The following is a 13,933-nucleotide window of genomic DNA, read 5'->3' as shown; positions in this document are numbered from 1 at the left end:
AAGGTGTTATGACCTAGATAACGTTTACTCATGTTTTGAGTGGTTTGGTTCACATAAACTACAGATTACTCCGTTTATTTATGCTCTCTTAAATAATCAACCTGTGACAAGTGAACAAAAACCTAGTATTGGTTGCAATATCAAATGGAAATCAGGTAATGAACCTAATTATTAGTCATTGGTAATTGGTAATTGGTAATTGGTAATTGGTAATTGGTAAAACTCTTACCTGCCCCCTCCCCTACCCCTACCTCCCCTACCTCCCCTACCCCTGTCACCTGTCACCTGTCACCTGTTCCCTTTAATGCTGAATTTCCAAATTGAGAATATAACGCCCTAATTGGATTTTTCCTGTCCATAATTCGTATTCTAAACGGAGATTCTCTGGAAAAGGATGCCCGCTAAGAGTAAAACTTTTGGTAAAATTACGCAAACGGATAGGTTGATGGGGTTGTAATGATTCATTTGGCAACCAAAAACGACTAATGCCATAAACACCTAATTCCCAAAAGTGACGGTAACTGACTTGTGCATTACCTTGCATTGTCATAATTAACCGCCGAGATGAAATTTCCAGCCATAAAATTCTGGGACTGCTAGGAGGAGAAAAATTGTTTTTAGTTGGGTAAATTGTATCTTCTGGATTTAAATAACTGCCTACTTCACAACTAATCAGAGGTGGTGCAGTTAATAGTAAATGAAATTTATCTGTATCCTTTTGGATTAAAGTTCCAGCAGTGTCAACCACAGACCAAATCGGTAAGTCCGTGGAAATCATTGATAAACATACGGGTTTGCGGTGGTGAGTTAGCATGAGAGTGTGAGGGGTTGCAAATAAAGAATAAAAGTTGAGCGATTTTCTAAATTGCTGATTCTGCCTACTATTTAACGTTACGGCTGAAGTTTTTGGTGGTTGGAAGCAACAAAAAACAAGACATTCAAGCAAGATGTCTAATAAACAGTAAAACCTGCTTCATCGTTAGCAAATATTTTGATTTGTTAATCTAAACCATTCAATATGGTATTACCTGTCACCTGCTATCTACCAGAAGAAAGATTATAGTTGCCAAAAAGCGGTAGGATACTAAATTGGAAGTGAATAGTGATAAACAAGTCGCTGTTTAGCTTTTATTCTATTCAAAAGTCATTGTATCCTAATGTCAGCTATTGTTATTACTTTAGAAACTCAAGCAAATTCTTCTGATCACTTAATTATTCAGCGCCCTGCCTCTGGATTGTCTTTGCAGGGACGTATCCGAGTCCCTGGAGATAAGTCTATTTCTCATCGCGCTTTGATGTTGGGTGCAATTGCTGAAGGTGAAACTCAAATTCAAGGACTGCTGTTAGGTGAAGACCCCCGTAGCACTGCGGCTTGTTTTCGGGCTTTAGGTGCGGAAATTTCCGACTTAAACACAGAATTAGTCAAAGTCAAAGGCATCGGTTTAGGCAATTTTCAAGAGCCTATAAACGTCTTGGATGCGGGTAATTCTGGAACAACGATGCGGTTGATGTTGGGCTTGTTAGCATCCCATCCAGGGCGATTTTTCACGGTGACAGGTGATAGTTCTTTGCGATCGCGTCCCATGTCTCGTGTTGTCAAGCCTTTGCAACAAATGGGGGCGCAAATTTGGGGACGCAAAGGCAACACTTTAGCACCTCTAGCCATTCAAGGACAGGCTCTAAAACCCATTCATTATCATTCTCCCATGGCTTCGGCGCAAGTTAAATCCTGTATCCTCCTCGCGGGTTTAAACACCCAAGGACAAACCACCGTTACTGAACCCGCTTTATCACGGGATCACAGTGAACGAATGTTAAGGGCTTATGGCGCAGAATTAAGTATAGATCCAGACCGCAACAGTGTCACAATTACTGGTGGGGCGAAACTCTACGGACAAACTGTAATTGTCCCTGGTGATATCAGTTCAGCGGCTTTTTGGTTAGTTGCGGGGGCGATCGTTCCTGGTTCAGATTTGGTAGTGGAAAATGTCGGTGTGAATCCTACCCGCACGGGGATTTTAGAAGCATTGGCACTCATGGGGGCAGATATTCAACTAGAGAATCAACGGGAAGTAGCGGGAGAACCTGTGGCTGATATCCGTGTCCGTTCCGGTGGTTTAAAAAGCTGTACCATCGCTGGTGATATCATTCCCAGGTTAATTGATGAAATTCCCATTTTGGCAGTTGCAGCGGCTTTTGCTGAGGGGACAACCATTATTCGGGATGCGGAGGAGTTAAGAGTCAAAGAGAGCGATCGCATTACCGTGATGGCACAACAACTCAATAAAATGGGGGCAAAAATCACCGAACTACCCGACGGGATGGAAATCACCGGCGGTACTCCCTTAGTCGGTGCGGAAGTAGATAGCCATACAGATCATCGCATTGCCATGAGTTTAGCGATCGCAGCCCTTAACGCTACTGGTACAACCACCATTCACCGCGCTGAAGCTGCTGCTATTTCTTATCCCAACTTCACAATCACATTACGGGAAATTTGTCAATAGTTTTTAGGGACAGGGTAAAGGGGGATAGATTGGCAAAAGGAGAAATTAAGTAGTAAATTTAAAAATGAATGAAGTATTTAACACTAAAACAAAAACAATATTTAGCAGAAATAGCTAACAGTTATGCTAATTTACAATGTGTTCAATGTGCTGTAGCTATAAAAAACTATTTACAACTGGTAGGAATCCAAGGCAAACTAATTACAATTAATACACAAGCTGATTTAGATTATCGTAATTGTTTTCTTTATGATGATAGTATTGGAGGTGATGCCATTTCAGAAACAGGATATCATGAAGGAGTTATGGTTATAATAGATGGGATAGAAATTGTTTTTGACAATCATCATCCTCAAGGAGTAGCAAAGGTAGAATGGTTAGCTAATTTTCAATTTTTTGGTAAAATTCATTTAGGACAAGAGTTAATAGTCATTGAAGAAAACTTTTAATCAATATTCAGGAGAAAATTATGCTAGATATAACTATCGCTAATGGTAATAAAAATAGTCAAGAATATCTCTATGAGTTATTAACTAGAATTAAACAACGCCCAGGAATGTATTTAGGAAAAGTATCTATAACTCGGTTAAAAATGTTATTGATGGGTTACAGTATGTCCAGAGGTGAGTTAGGGTTACAACTAACACAACAAGAAAAACAATTTGCTCAATTTCAGAAATGGATACAAGGAAAATATCAAATTAATTCTACTGAAGGTTGGGAAAGTATTATTTTGTCTCAAGTAGAGGATGAAAAATTAGCTTGTGATTTATTTTTTCAATTATTGGAACAATTTAAGAATGAAATTTTAGAGTTGGATAAACTGACTGTAACAGTAGGAAAATAATACTATTATATCGCTTCCATAACTCGTACCCAAATTGCAGGGAGGAAAAAGAATACCTTTAGAAAAAATGTGGGAAGGAATTGATGCAGAATGAGTCTTTCTTAATTAATATTGATTTAACTCCTGAATATCAGAAGAATTTAAAATATTTAGCCAAAAAGTATCGAAATATTCGCTCTGATACTCAGTTTTTTACTACGGAATTACAAAAAGGAAATTTATTAGGGGATAGGTTAAGTGGTTTGTGATATAATATCAATACCATAAACAATAGGAGATGTTTTATGAATCAAACCATCAATAAAATTGTGGAATCAATTGAGTCTCTTTCTGGTGAAGAAAAATATTTATTATTTGAGCAATTAGCTAAAAGAAAATTATTTAATGGTTATGAAGAACTATATCCAGATGTCGGAGAATCTTTAGAAATAGCTGAATCTGATTTTAATGATTATCTTTCTAATTTAGAAGATTATGAAGATAGATTGGCAAAAGGAGAAATTAAGTGGTAGATATAAAAAGAGGAGATATTGTTTTATGTGATATTAATCCAGTTAGAGGAACAGAACAGGCAGGAATTAGACCAGTTGTAATTGTACAAATAGATCAAGCAAATAAAGTCAGTCCTCATACAATTATTGTACCTTTGACTTCAAAAATTCGACAAACTATTTTAACATCTCATGTATTTATACCCGCTAATATTGGAGGCTTAAAACAGGATTCAGTTATTTTATGTGAGCAAATTAGAGTAATAGATAAATTAAGAATTAACAAAATTATTGGTCATTTAGAAGATGATTATTTAGTTAAATTAGAAGAAGCATTATCTGTAATCTTAGGGATTAATTTTAACAAAGCAGAAAAAATTATTGATGAACTTTGAAAGAAATAATTAATTATATGGAAACAATAACTTTAAATTCTCGTGTTGGTGAAGATGGAATATTACATTTAGATATTCCTGTAAATATGGTTAATGCTGATTTAACTATTACTATTATTTTAAAACCTAGTGATGATTTTCAACAGGACAATAAACCCAAAGGAAAAGGTTGGCCTGCTAATTTTTTTGAAGAAACTTCAGGATGTTTAAAAGATACTCCTTTAACTATAGATTCTGAATGTTGGGTTTCGTTACCTCCACCCAACCTACTTGCTAAAAGGGAATAACATCTGGATCTGGTACAATTTTCACAGGTCGCGGAGATGGTGCAGTTTTTTGATTTACATTAATATCTATTGTTGTTGTTTTTTCTTCCGCACTTACCCCTGTTTTAATACTTTCATTCTTATAAACTTCAGCAGGAAATTGAGTGACATCAAATAATTCCAAAAATTCATCAATAACATTAGCAGGATCATTTAAACATTCATTTGCTGTAAATCGTGTACAACTAATACCATTTCTTTCAAAAAGTCTATCTCTTTGATGATCTTTTGCGGCTGACTGATGATATTCTTGTCCATCAACTTCTAGTATTCGTGAATTACCTTTATAATAAATTAAGAAATCAGCTTCTTTAGTTTCTGTTATTCCAATCCTGGTTGTAATTCTGCATCTAGAATTTGCAAAAAATAAAATTTGCCTTTTCTCCAATTCTTCAGCAATTTTCTGTTCAGCAGGAGAACGTAATTGCAAACCATTCCAAGTAAACGCTTCATCTGTAGATCCAGAAGATTGATATTGTGGCTGTTGAGTAGGAATTAAACCTGGAGTTTTAGACTTTACAGCCTCATCTAACCTAATTTTTGCTTTAACATCATTAATATCTTTATTATATATTTTCCATGTATGTTGTTTGCCAGCACCCCCTGGTTGTCCCCTATATTCAATAATATAGTGACTGAGAATCATTCTCTTTTCAGCTTTATTACGAACATTGTTGTGTAGCCACTCTGCACCCCAAACTTGTTGAGGATAAAGCCTTGATAAAACTTTTAACATTAAAGTTGTATCTAATATATGATCTCCCATACTGATTTTGAACCTCTTGTACTTAATTTTATTGAAATACTTAATTTATCTGGTTGTACAAATTTAACCCTTCACTAAGTCTGAGTATGCCAAAATATCAGTATTTTAATCATTCTGATATAAACGGATTTATACGGTTGTTTTATTAAAAAATATTAAGAAAAAAACCGGAAAAGATAGGAAAAAATTGAACAATATTCATCTATAATGGTTAAAAGCTTTACACTGTATAAATTCTATGAATGTAAACGAAGTTGTAACATTTGTTGATAAGATAGTCTTTGAAAAAACTGGAAAGCATTTAGACGACGTTCAAACTGCTGTAGTTCAGGGAACATGGGAAAGACGCACCTATGATGATATTGCACAAGAATTTAATGCTACTAAAAATCATGTCGGAGATATAGGCGCTGAATTATGGCAACTTTTATCCAAAGCATTAGGTGAAGATATTAAAAAAACTAATTTTCGTTCTACTTTTGAAAGATTAAATATTGAATCATGTCCAAATTCGTTAGATGTCTATAATATAAATAGCAATAATCATAATTTTTGTCAGACACAAACCTTAAATCATTCTAATCAAAAACCTCAAGAAACTAATATAAATACTCAACCTAAATCAAATAATCACGATTTAACCTTAGCACCTCAAATCATCAACTTTCATAACAGAGAAACAGAACTACAAACCCTTTTCTATTGGATATTAAATCAAAATACTCATTTAATCTCAATCTTAGGATTATCCGGTATTGGTAAAACCACACTCGTTAAAAGATTTATAGACTTACATCAACAAAAGTTTGATGCTATAGTTTGGAGAAGTTTAAAATTCCCCCAATCTTTAAATTTATGGCTCTACCGCTCCCTTTATGATATTTTCGGTAAAATATCCCTGAAACCCCTCTTATTAATTTAGATTAAACCCATGTACACCAATGGTTTTGGATATATTAAAAGGATGTTTGATCATAAGGGGAACGGTAGAACCAAATTTATTACTTGATGATTTACTAAAACATCACAAATTAGACTCATTACCAACAATAAATGATAAATTAAAACAATTATTTGATATTCTCACAAATAAAAAATGTTTAATTATCCTTGATGATTTACAAAATATCTTTATTCCTAGTCAATTCGCGGGAAAATATCAACCAGAATATCAAGATTATCAAACCCTATTCAAAATGATTACAGAAACCCAACATCAAAGTAGCGTCATATTAATTAGTCAAGAACAATGTCCAGAAATGGAATGTTTAGATGAAGAACTATATCCTATTAAATCTTTAGAATTATCAGGTTTAGATAATCCAGAAATTCTTAAAAATACCGCATTAAAAAATGAGGATAGTTGGTTAAAATTAATCAAATTATATGAAGGTAATTTACTGTATTTAAAAAGTATTAGTATCCTAATCAATAAAAATTATGATGATCAAGTTGCTGATTTTTTAGCTGAAAATACTTTACATATTACCAATCAAATGCAGTCTCATTTTTACGAGACATTTCACCACCTATCACCCCAAGAACAACAAATAGTATTAGAACTAAGTAAATTTGAAAACCCTATTTCCAGAGAAGAATTAAGACAAAGTTTAAATGGTTCTACCGTTCCCCTTATGATCAAACATCCTTTTAATATATCCAAAACCATTGTTTTGAAAATATTAAAACCTCAAATCCAATCGGTGTAGGGGTTTCAGGGATATTTTACCGAAAATATCATAAAGGGAGCGGTAGAGCCGTTTAAATTTATCCTCAGTTGATTTTAATAATGGTTTACAATCCTTACAACAACGGTATTTAGTAACCAAAATAAAAGAAGATAGAATTCTGTTTAAATTATCTCCAGTTTTTCAAGAATATATGAGAAATCCGGGGCTAGTTATCTAGTTGAATCTGGTAATGGATAATTTGTGATAAAATCCCTGTATTTATCCTGTTCATCCTTTAATCCTGGACATCCTGATTCAGACAATTACCTAACCAATTGCATTGCTGAATTAAAAAACTGCCGACATAAACCTTTGGTAATTAAAATAGTTGTTAATAAGTTTGTGACAGCCACCATAAAAATAATTAAAATCTCGTAGGATACAGCCTCCAGCGGTGCAACACCAGCTAATAATTGTCCATTGGTAAAAGTTGGTATTGTTACCATACCAATCAACATCATTTGATTCAAAGTCGGCATAATTGCAGCACGAATCGCTTCTTTGCGATAGGGCTTAATCGCCTGTTCAGGAGTTGCACCTAAACTTAAATGAGTTTCTATTTCCGTGGGAAATTGGTTGATACTACTAACTAAACGTTCTCCCGCTATGGCGGCTGCATTCATGGCATTACCCAGCAAAATGCCAGCTAAGGGAATGATATAACGTGGTTCATACCATCTTTCTGGTTGAATAATTAAAAAATTGGTATAAAGCAATGTTAAGGACGTGCTGACAAAAATCGCACTTCCAGCTAAAGGTAAAACTTGTGGAATTTTTTGACTGATGCGGTTGCGAGTAATAATTACAGTAATTGTCAAAATTATTGCTAAAATTCCCAGTACCGCCCAAACATTGTTAACGGCAAAAATGAAGTCAAAAGTGTATCCTAATACAAGTAGTTGGAGGATAGTTCTACCAGTAGCTACGCTTAAATTTAATTCTAGTCCTAATTGCTCCCACGCCGATATCCCAATGGCAATAGCCATTAAACCCATAGCTAACGCCAAATCTACCATATCCAGTTTGATTAGCTCTGGCATAGTTTCTCTACCTCTTAACAATTAAAAACTTTACGTATTACAGGGAATAGGGAACAGGGAAATCTTTTTAAGACAACTGTACGGGCGAAGCATTTGGAGAACTATTTTTGGCAATGACCGATAATTTATCTTCCAAATGCTTCGCCCCTACTGACAACTGACCACTGACAACTAAAATAAAACCTCATGATTAAAAGTGTAAATTCGATTCCCGCCTTTGATATTAAACAACAATATGCCACCATTGAAACTGAAGTAAGTGCTGCTGTCTTAGCGGTTCTGGCTTCTGGGCGTTATATTGGTGGTCCAGCAATTACAGATTTTGAACAACAGTTTGCAGCTTATCATGGCGTAAGCGAATGCGTAACTTGTAACTCTGGTACTGATGCCCTATTTTTAGCATTACGCGCTTTAGGAATTGGGGCAGGTGATGAAGTTATTACTACACCATTTACTTTTTTTGCGACAACGGAAGTTATCAGTGCGGTAGGGGCAATACCAGTATTTGTAGATATTGATGCGACTACGTTTAATTTAGATGTAGAAAAAGTAGCAGCAGCGATTACAGCAAAAACCAAGGCAATTATGCCAGTGCATTTATTTGGACTCCCTGTAGATATGACAGGATTAATGGAGATTGCCAAAGCTCATAATTTAGCAGTAATTGAAGATTGCGCTCAAGCTACTGGTGCAAGTTGGGAAAATCAAAAAGTTGGGAGTATTGGACATATTGGTTGCTTTAGTTTCTACCCTACCAAAAATCTTGGTGGTTGCGGTGATGGTGGGGCAATTACCACAAATGATCCAGCGATCGCTACTCAATTGCGAATTTTGCGGGAACATGGGAGTCAGGTTAGATATATTCATGAAGAAATCGGTGTCAATAGTCGTTTAGATGCTATTCAAGCCGTAATTCTGCAAATTAAACTCCGCTATCTCGATCTTTGGAATAACAGACGCAAGCAAATCGCTGATTATTATTACCAACACCTCAGTCAAGTTTCTGATATCATTGTCCCCCAGGAATTTACCTCCGGAGTTGGTGTTTGGAATCAATACACCATTCGCATCTCTGGAGAAAGACGTAATGGTGCAAGTGGTAAATATCGAGATTCCGTAAAAAACCAAATGCAGGAACAGGGTGTTAATTCCATGATTTACTATCCCTTACCTTTGCATTTGCAACCAGTATATAAAAATTTAGGTTATCAACCAGGACAATTGCCAGTATCAGAACAAGCAAGTCAAGAAGTTTTATCTTTACCCATGTTCCCCGAATTGGAGCAAGAACAACAAGATAAAGTCATTGATACTTTGAAAAATTGTTTATCTTGAATTTGTCAAAGTGCGAAGAAACAGAGGAACAGAGGAACAGAGGAACAGGGGAACAGAGGAACAGGGGGAGAATTATATTCTCCTTTCTTCTTTCTCCTGAACTCCTGAACTCCTGAACTCCTTCCTTTTACGCAAATGTGCGAGTATTTGCAGTCGCTAAAGCTTCTACTAAACTCCGCACGGCAGCAATCATAGCGATTTCGCTGTTGAGTTGGTTGATAGCCGAACCGACACCAACACCAGATGCACCAGCAGCGATCGCTAAAGGTGCAGTAACATTAGAAATCCCAGAAGCACACAGTACAGGTACAGAAACCGCACGGGCAATTTCATAAGCAGCGGCTAAAGTAGGAGCAGCCTTTTCAATTAAACCCAAAGTACCAGGGTGAATAGGATTGCTGCTAGTACCACCTTCAGTTTGAATAATATCAGCACCAGCTTTCACCAAATCTTCAGCCAGTTGTACCTGTTGGTCTAAGGTGAGAATATGGGGAACAGTCACAGATAGGGTAATTTCTGGCAGCAAGGCACGGGTTTGGCGAGTTAGTTCCAAAACCTCAGCAGCTTCAAATCTGCGTCCTTGGGCGTAGAAAGAATCGAAGTTACCAATTTCAATCAAATCCGCACCAGCAGCCACAGCAGTGACAAACTTTTCTGGTTCAACCGCAGATACACAAATAGGTAACTTAGTCAAGCTTTTCGCCAATCTTACCAAATCCACATCAGCAGCAATATCCACAAAAGTCGCACCACCCAAATCAGCCGCTTTTACAGTTGCAGCCACACTAGCAGCATTGAAATTATTCAACCCGCTAATTACCTTTAGTACAGGATGAGCAAATGCCCGGTTGAGGTTAGGATACATAGTCATAATTTTTCTTTTGCAGCTTATTTCAGTAGGAATATTTTTACACTAAATATAGCAATATTTAATTTTGAAAAAAATTCAGTCCACTTCACTCCAGTAATTTCCTCAATTAAATAGTAGTGAAGTGTCTGTAATTATGGATACTAATGGTAGATGTGTTTTTAATGACCTGACACCAATAACTTATATTTTGCCTGTACTTGGAATCAAATAAAACTTCGACATTTACTTATCTTAAACAGCAACTTTTTCCTCAAGGGGCTTAAAAGTCTTTTTCGTCGCACCGCAAATAGGACAATTCCAATCATCAGGAATATCTGCAAACGGTGTACCTGGTGCAATTCCCGAATCAGGATCACCAGTAACCGGATCGTAAATCATACTGCATTGTCTACAAATCCATTTTTGCGTTTGCGGATCTTCACTGACAACTCTAGTGACAGCTTCTCCACCGTTTAATACTTCTAAGGCTTCAGTGTAGCGATCTGCGTGATGATTTTCAATGAATTTAAGTAATCCAAAACGATGGGCTGCGGTGCGAAATGTGTTAGCATGATCACTAGATTCTTGAGCTTGTTGGAGAAATTCTGCCGCTGCGGGATGATCTCGATCATTTTCGGCAGCAGCAGCGAATTCAGGATACATTGTTGTATATTCATAGGTTTCACCTGCGATCGCTAAAGACAAACAACGAGAGATAATTTCCCGTTTTTCTGCATCAGTTAAAACCGCTGCGTCTTTAACTACAAGTTCTGGATGTAATAATTCAAAATGTGCAAAAGCGTGTTCAGTTTCTTGATCTGCTGTTTCTTTAAAAAGTTTCGCTAAATCGGAAAAACCCAGTTTACGTGCTACTGCTGCAAAAAATAGGTATTTACGATTTGCCATTGATTCCCCACCAAAGGCTGATTCTAAATTTTGTAGTGTAGTAAAATTGGACAAATCCATAATTGGTGAATCTCTATGAGAGGTTATTGCATTATATTAAAACATATACTTTAAAATTTGGTTAAAATGATTACTAACGAATTACCAAAATGCGTCGAGATTATTGCCAAACAACGGCAGTTTTTCCAAACTGGTAAAACGAAAAATGTTACTTTTCGGATTGCACAACTCAAAATCCTCAAACAATTAGTAATTGAGAATAAAACAGCAATTATTCAAGCATTAAAAGCCGATTTACGTAAACCAGAATTTGAAAGTTACGCTACAGAAATCGGTGTGAATAAAGAAATTGATTATGCTCTCAAACATATCAATACTTGGACAAAACCCAAAAAAGCAGCCGTTCCTTTAGACTTATTTCCATACTCGGCTAAAATATATCCAGAACCGTTAGGAGTAATTTTAATTATTAGTCCTTGGAATTATCCCTTTCAGTTAATTATCTCACCTTTGGTTGGGGCGATTGCTTCGGGAAATTGTACTATTATTAAACCTTCAGAACTTGCGCCTCATACTTCCAATTTAATCACAGAACTTATTCATAAATACTTTGATCCAGAATATATTACAGTTGTCCCTGGAGCAGTCGAAACTAGTCAACAGTTACTAGCAGAAAAATTTGATCACATCTTATTTACGGGTGGGACAGCCATTGGTAAAATTGTCATGGAAGCTGCTGCAAAACATCTCACTCCAGTGACTTTGGAATTGGGGGGAAAAAGTCCTTGTATCATTGATACAGATATCAATCTAGAACATACCGCCAAACGCATTATTTGGGGTAAATTTATTAATGCTGGACAAACTTGTATTGCCCCGGATTACTTGTTGGTAGATGCTAAAATTAAACCAAATTTAGTTAATGCTTTGCAAAAATGTCTCAAAGAATTTTATGGTGAAAATCCTGCTAATAGTCCTGATTATGCCAGAATTATTCATCAAAAACATTTTGACAGATTAGCTTATTTACTCAAATGTGGTAAAGTGATTATTGGTGGTGAAACTAACCGTGAAGAACTTTATATTGCTCCCACTTTATTAGAAAATGTTTCTTTAGAAGATGCAGTTATGCAAGAGGAGATTTTCGGGCCAATTTTACCCATCATTGAATATACTGATATTAATGAAGCTATTACTTTGATTAACTCTAGACCAAAACCCCTGGCTTTATATTTATTTTCCCAAAATAAAAACCTGCAAAACCGCATTTTACAGGAAACATCATCTGGGGGAGTATGTATTAATGACACAGTAATGCAGGTTGCTGTTTCTTCTTTACCATTTGGGGGTGTGGGTGATAGTGGGATGGGTAGCTATCACGGTAAAGCTGGTTTTGACACTTTTTCTCATGACAAAAGTGTCTTGCAAAACTCATTTCGTTTAGATATAAATTGGCGATACGCACCCTATCAAGGTAAATTATCGCTGTTGAAAAAAATTATTGGCATTTAAAATTCCAGGAATCACAGAGTTAGAATTTAACTTGAGGATTTTCTAGGAATCCCAATCTATACTTCAATACCTTAGCCAAATTGAAAAAAGCCTTGATTCGTAGGTATTGATACAAAAAATGGCTTAATTGTTTGATTCTCCAGGTAGGGGTAAAGCGCAGTGCTAAACCCTTACACATTTAGGTTTTTAGTAATCTTGTAAAAATTCAAATCTCAGCCGTCACGAGTATAAATTTATTCTAACTCCTGAATTGGAGACTACTGAATTCTTCTTTAAGATTCTTCTGTTTCTTCTTCCTCAGTCGTTGGATAGACGAATTTAGAACGGCCACTCAAAATGGATTTACCAAGGGAAAGAGCTTTTTGCGCTTCAACAACAGCCTTGTGTCTCCAGGTAGCGCGACGTTTATCTCGTTTAGATTTTGATGTTTTCTTCTTAGGAACAGCCATGACAGCGGTATATCGTGATTCTTGACAACCTTCCTATTGTAAGCGATCAATTGACATTATGGGACTATTAAAAGAACTGTTATCCAAATCATCGCTAAAGATTAAGGATTGGAATGCTTGTCATCTATTGATCAAAGAACAGTAACAAGCGGGCTGTTTTGAAGTAAATTGCCCGCTTGTTGGGGATCAGGAAGTTTTTTCCATTGAGGACGACTGACTTCTATTGACACTCTCAGCGGCTAAAGCCGCTGAGATTCTTAAGAGATTTTCACTCGTAAAGGCTGTGCCAAACAGCCACTAGACACTCCGCTTAAAGCATTGTGCTTACTTTTTCACAAGAATCAAATTATCCTAGCGAAAAATATGGAGGCTGTCAAGATGCACCAAAAACCACAGCGGTTAAAACCGTGGTCAGTGAGCAGTTCGGCAAGCTCACTGTAACACTTGTCGAACTGCGTCGAACCATCCCTCTCAGATCTAAAGACACGCTCGTTTCCCACTTACCGCGAGGTCTTATGATAAGATTGGTGCGATCGCTTTCGTCGTTAACCACAAAGGAACTGCTAAGAACAGCCAAACTCCACTATGAATAATTCGGATTTTTTTGCCAACTTGGCTAATAATTGAAACGAGGATCACTGAAAATGGTTGTTTCGTATAAATCCTGAACATAAACTTGTAGCTCCTGATTGACACTCTGCGGTCTAAAGACACGCAGATTCTTTAAGACTTGCTTAAAAAGGATAGTCAATTATCCTCCTAGACGCTCAAGGCAACTA

Annotated in this window: 18 protein-coding genes and 1 pseudogene; 12 read left to right on the top strand and 7 right to left on the bottom strand. The window is 36.3% G+C overall.

All coding sequences use genetic code 11. From position 1 onward, the window contains the following. Window positions 1-76: 76 nt before the first annotated feature. Window positions 77-175 (top strand): annotated as a pseudogene (locus tag AN490_RS19760) (thioredoxin family protein); the annotation flags it as partial. Window positions 176-301: 126 nt separating this feature from the next. Here the strand turns inward: AN490_RS19760 and AN490_RS19755 are convergent. Beyond that, entirely contained in the window at window positions 302-814 is a 513-nt protein-coding gene (locus AN490_RS19755; protein ID WP_053537950.1) for a hypothetical protein, read from the bottom strand. A 343-nt stretch (window positions 815-1,157) separates the two neighbouring features. On the opposite strand from AN490_RS19755, the gene aroA reads away from it, so the two are divergent. The 7 genes from aroA to AN490_RS19720 all read left to right on the top strand — a co-directional run bounded on the left by aroA (window position 1,158) and on the right by AN490_RS19720 (window position 4,527). Then, window positions 1,158-2,507, top strand: coding sequence for a 3-phosphoshikimate 1-carboxyvinyltransferase (gene aroA, locus AN490_RS19750; protein ID WP_300006573.1), 1,350 nt, complete (start codon window positions 1,158-1,160; stop codon window positions 2,505-2,507). A gap of 68 nt (window positions 2,508-2,575) precedes the next feature. Then, entirely contained in the window at window positions 2,576-2,956 is a 381-nt protein-coding gene (locus AN490_RS19745; protein WP_168636441.1) for a papain fold toxin domain-containing protein, read from the top strand. A gap of 20 nt (window positions 2,957-2,976) precedes the next feature. Then, complete coding sequence (locus AN490_RS19740) at window positions 2,977-3,354, top strand: hypothetical protein (protein ID WP_168636440.1); 378 nt, start codon at window positions 2,977-2,979, stop codon at window positions 3,352-3,354. Window positions 3,355-3,437: 83 nt separating this feature from the next. After that, window positions 3,438-3,602, top strand: coding sequence for a hypothetical protein (locus AN490_RS19735; protein ID WP_210967671.1), 165 nt, complete (start codon window positions 3,438-3,440; stop codon window positions 3,600-3,602). Window positions 3,603-3,638: 36 nt separating this feature from the next. Further along, on the top strand, window positions 3,639-3,866 hold the full coding sequence (locus AN490_RS19730) for a hypothetical protein (RefSeq protein ID WP_300006572.1): 228 nt from the start codon (window positions 3,639-3,641) through the stop codon (window positions 3,864-3,866). Continuing rightward, a complete protein-coding gene (locus AN490_RS19725) occupies window positions 3,860-4,240 on the top strand; it encodes a type II toxin-antitoxin system PemK/MazF family toxin (RefSeq protein WP_300006571.1) in 381 nt (126 codons plus the stop codon). The genes AN490_RS19730 and AN490_RS19725 overlap by 7 nt, the downstream gene beginning before the upstream one ends. 17 nt (window positions 4,241-4,257) lie before the next feature. After that, window positions 4,258-4,527: a hypothetical protein gene (locus tag AN490_RS19720; protein WP_300006570.1), complete on the top strand. Its 270-nt coding sequence runs from the start codon at window positions 4,258-4,260 to the stop codon at window positions 4,525-4,527. Here the strand turns inward: AN490_RS19720 and AN490_RS19715 are convergent. Further along, window positions 4,514-5,332 (bottom strand): DUF559 domain-containing protein, encoded by an 819-nt coding sequence (locus AN490_RS19715; protein ID WP_168651853.1) that lies wholly within the window; start codon window positions 5,330-5,332, stop codon window positions 4,514-4,516. The genes AN490_RS19720 and AN490_RS19715 overlap by 14 nt on opposite strands. Before the next feature lie 238 nt (window positions 5,333-5,570). On the opposite strand from AN490_RS19715, the gene AN490_RS19710 reads away from it, so the two are divergent. Then, window positions 5,571-6,254: a hypothetical protein gene (locus AN490_RS19710; RefSeq protein WP_300006569.1), complete on the top strand. Its 684-nt coding sequence runs from the start codon at window positions 5,571-5,573 to the stop codon at window positions 6,252-6,254. A 19-nt stretch (window positions 6,255-6,273) separates the two neighbouring features. Further along, complete coding sequence (locus AN490_RS19705) at window positions 6,274-7,041, top strand: hypothetical protein (protein WP_300006568.1); 768 nt, start codon at window positions 6,274-6,276, stop codon at window positions 7,039-7,041. 284 nt (window positions 7,042-7,325) lie between these two features. Here the strand turns inward: AN490_RS19705 and fetB are convergent, their stop codons facing one another. Continuing rightward, window positions 7,326-8,102, bottom strand: a complete 777-nt coding sequence (gene fetB / locus AN490_RS19700) for an iron export ABC transporter permease subunit FetB (protein WP_300006567.1) — start codon at window positions 8,100-8,102, stop codon at window positions 7,326-7,328. 186 nt (window positions 8,103-8,288) lie between these two features. Here fetB and AN490_RS19695 point away from each other — a divergent pair, with 186 nt between their 5' ends. Next, entirely contained in the window at window positions 8,289-9,437 is a 1,149-nt protein-coding gene (locus tag AN490_RS19695; RefSeq protein ID WP_300006566.1) for a DegT/DnrJ/EryC1/StrS aminotransferase family protein, read from the top strand. A 127-nt stretch (window positions 9,438-9,564) separates the two neighbouring features. Here AN490_RS19695 and AN490_RS19690 read toward each other — a convergent pair whose 3' ends face one another. Then, the gene (locus AN490_RS19690) at window positions 9,565-10,308 is read right to left on the bottom strand and encodes a DUF561 domain-containing protein (protein ID WP_168652264.1); all 744 of its coding nucleotides are present in this window, start codon (window positions 10,306-10,308) and stop codon (window positions 9,565-9,567) included. Window positions 10,309-10,539: 231 nt separating this feature from the next. Further along, a complete protein-coding gene (locus AN490_RS19685) occupies window positions 10,540-11,253 on the bottom strand; it encodes a rubrerythrin family protein (protein ID WP_300006565.1) in 714 nt (237 codons plus the stop codon). 66 nt (window positions 11,254-11,319) lie between these two features. Here AN490_RS19685 and AN490_RS19680 point away from each other — a divergent pair, with 66 nt between their 5' ends. Beyond that, on the top strand, window positions 11,320-12,705 hold the full coding sequence (locus AN490_RS19680) for an aldehyde dehydrogenase (protein WP_300006564.1): 1,386 nt from the start codon (window positions 11,320-11,322) through the stop codon (window positions 12,703-12,705). Window positions 12,706-12,977: 272 nt separating this feature from the next. On the opposite strand, the gene rpmF is transcribed toward AN490_RS19680, so the two are convergent. After that, window positions 12,978-13,154 (bottom strand): 50S ribosomal protein L32, encoded by a 177-nt coding sequence (gene rpmF / locus AN490_RS19675; RefSeq protein WP_041457480.1) that lies wholly within the window; start codon window positions 13,152-13,154, stop codon window positions 12,978-12,980. A gap of 513 nt (window positions 13,155-13,667) precedes the next feature. After that, a complete protein-coding gene (locus AN490_RS19670) occupies window positions 13,668-13,826 on the bottom strand; it encodes a hypothetical protein (protein ID WP_300006563.1) in 159 nt (52 codons plus the stop codon). Window positions 13,827-13,933: the final 107 nt, after the last annotated feature.

The organism is Anabaena sp. AL09, from assembly GCF_001672255.1.
GTDB classification, from domain to species: domain Bacteria; phylum Cyanobacteriota; class Cyanobacteriia; order Cyanobacteriales; family Nostocaceae; genus Dolichospermum; species Dolichospermum lemmermannii.
Note: the sequence above shows the minus strand (reverse complement) of the source record. Positions and strands in the feature narration are given on the sequence as shown.

Coding starts and splice junctions, on each gene's coding strand:
- fetB (WP_300006567.1), bottom strand. CDS start 8,102: ATGCCAGAGCTAATCAAACTGGATATGGTAGATTTGGCGTTAGCTATG.
- AN490_RS19720 (WP_300006570.1), top strand. CDS start 4,258: ATGGAAACAATAACTTTAAATTCTCGTGTTGGTGAAGATGGAATATTA.
- AN490_RS19735 (WP_210967671.1), top strand. CDS start 3,438: ATGCAGAATGAGTCTTTCTTAATTAATATTGATTTAACTCCTGAATAT.
- AN490_RS19715 (WP_168651853.1), bottom strand. CDS start 5,332: ATGGGAGATCATATATTAGATACAACTTTAATGTTAAAAGTTTTATCA.
- AN490_RS19755 (WP_053537950.1), bottom strand. CDS start 814: ATGCTAACTCACCACCGCAAACCCGTATGTTTATCAATGATTTCCACG.
- AN490_RS19695 (WP_300006566.1), top strand. CDS start 8,289: ATGATTAAAAGTGTAAATTCGATTCCCGCCTTTGATATTAAACAACAA.
- AN490_RS19730 (WP_300006572.1), top strand. CDS start 3,639: ATGAATCAAACCATCAATAAAATTGTGGAATCAATTGAGTCTCTTTCT.
- AN490_RS19680 (WP_300006564.1), top strand. CDS start 11,320: ATGATTACTAACGAATTACCAAAATGCGTCGAGATTATTGCCAAACAA.
- AN490_RS19710 (WP_300006569.1), top strand. CDS start 5,571: ATGAATGTAAACGAAGTTGTAACATTTGTTGATAAGATAGTCTTTGAA.
- AN490_RS19705 (WP_300006568.1), top strand. CDS start 6,274: ATGGTTTTGGATATATTAAAAGGATGTTTGATCATAAGGGGAACGGTA.
- AN490_RS19685 (WP_300006565.1), bottom strand. CDS start 11,253: ATGGATTTGTCCAATTTTACTACACTACAAAATTTAGAATCAGCCTTT.
- AN490_RS19670 (WP_300006563.1), bottom strand. CDS start 13,826: ATGTTCAGGATTTATACGAAACAACCATTTTCAGTGATCCTCGTTTCA.
- AN490_RS19745 (WP_168636441.1), top strand. CDS start 2,576: ATGAAGTATTTAACACTAAAACAAAAACAATATTTAGCAGAAATAGCT.
- rpmF (WP_041457480.1), bottom strand. CDS start 13,154: ATGGCTGTTCCTAAGAAGAAAACATCAAAATCTAAACGAGATAAACGT.
- AN490_RS19740 (WP_168636440.1), top strand. CDS start 2,977: ATGCTAGATATAACTATCGCTAATGGTAATAAAAATAGTCAAGAATAT.
- aroA (WP_300006573.1), top strand. CDS start 1,158: ATGTCAGCTATTGTTATTACTTTAGAAACTCAAGCAAATTCTTCTGAT.
- AN490_RS19690 (WP_168652264.1), bottom strand. CDS start 10,308: ATGACTATGTATCCTAACCTCAACCGGGCATTTGCTCATCCTGTACTA.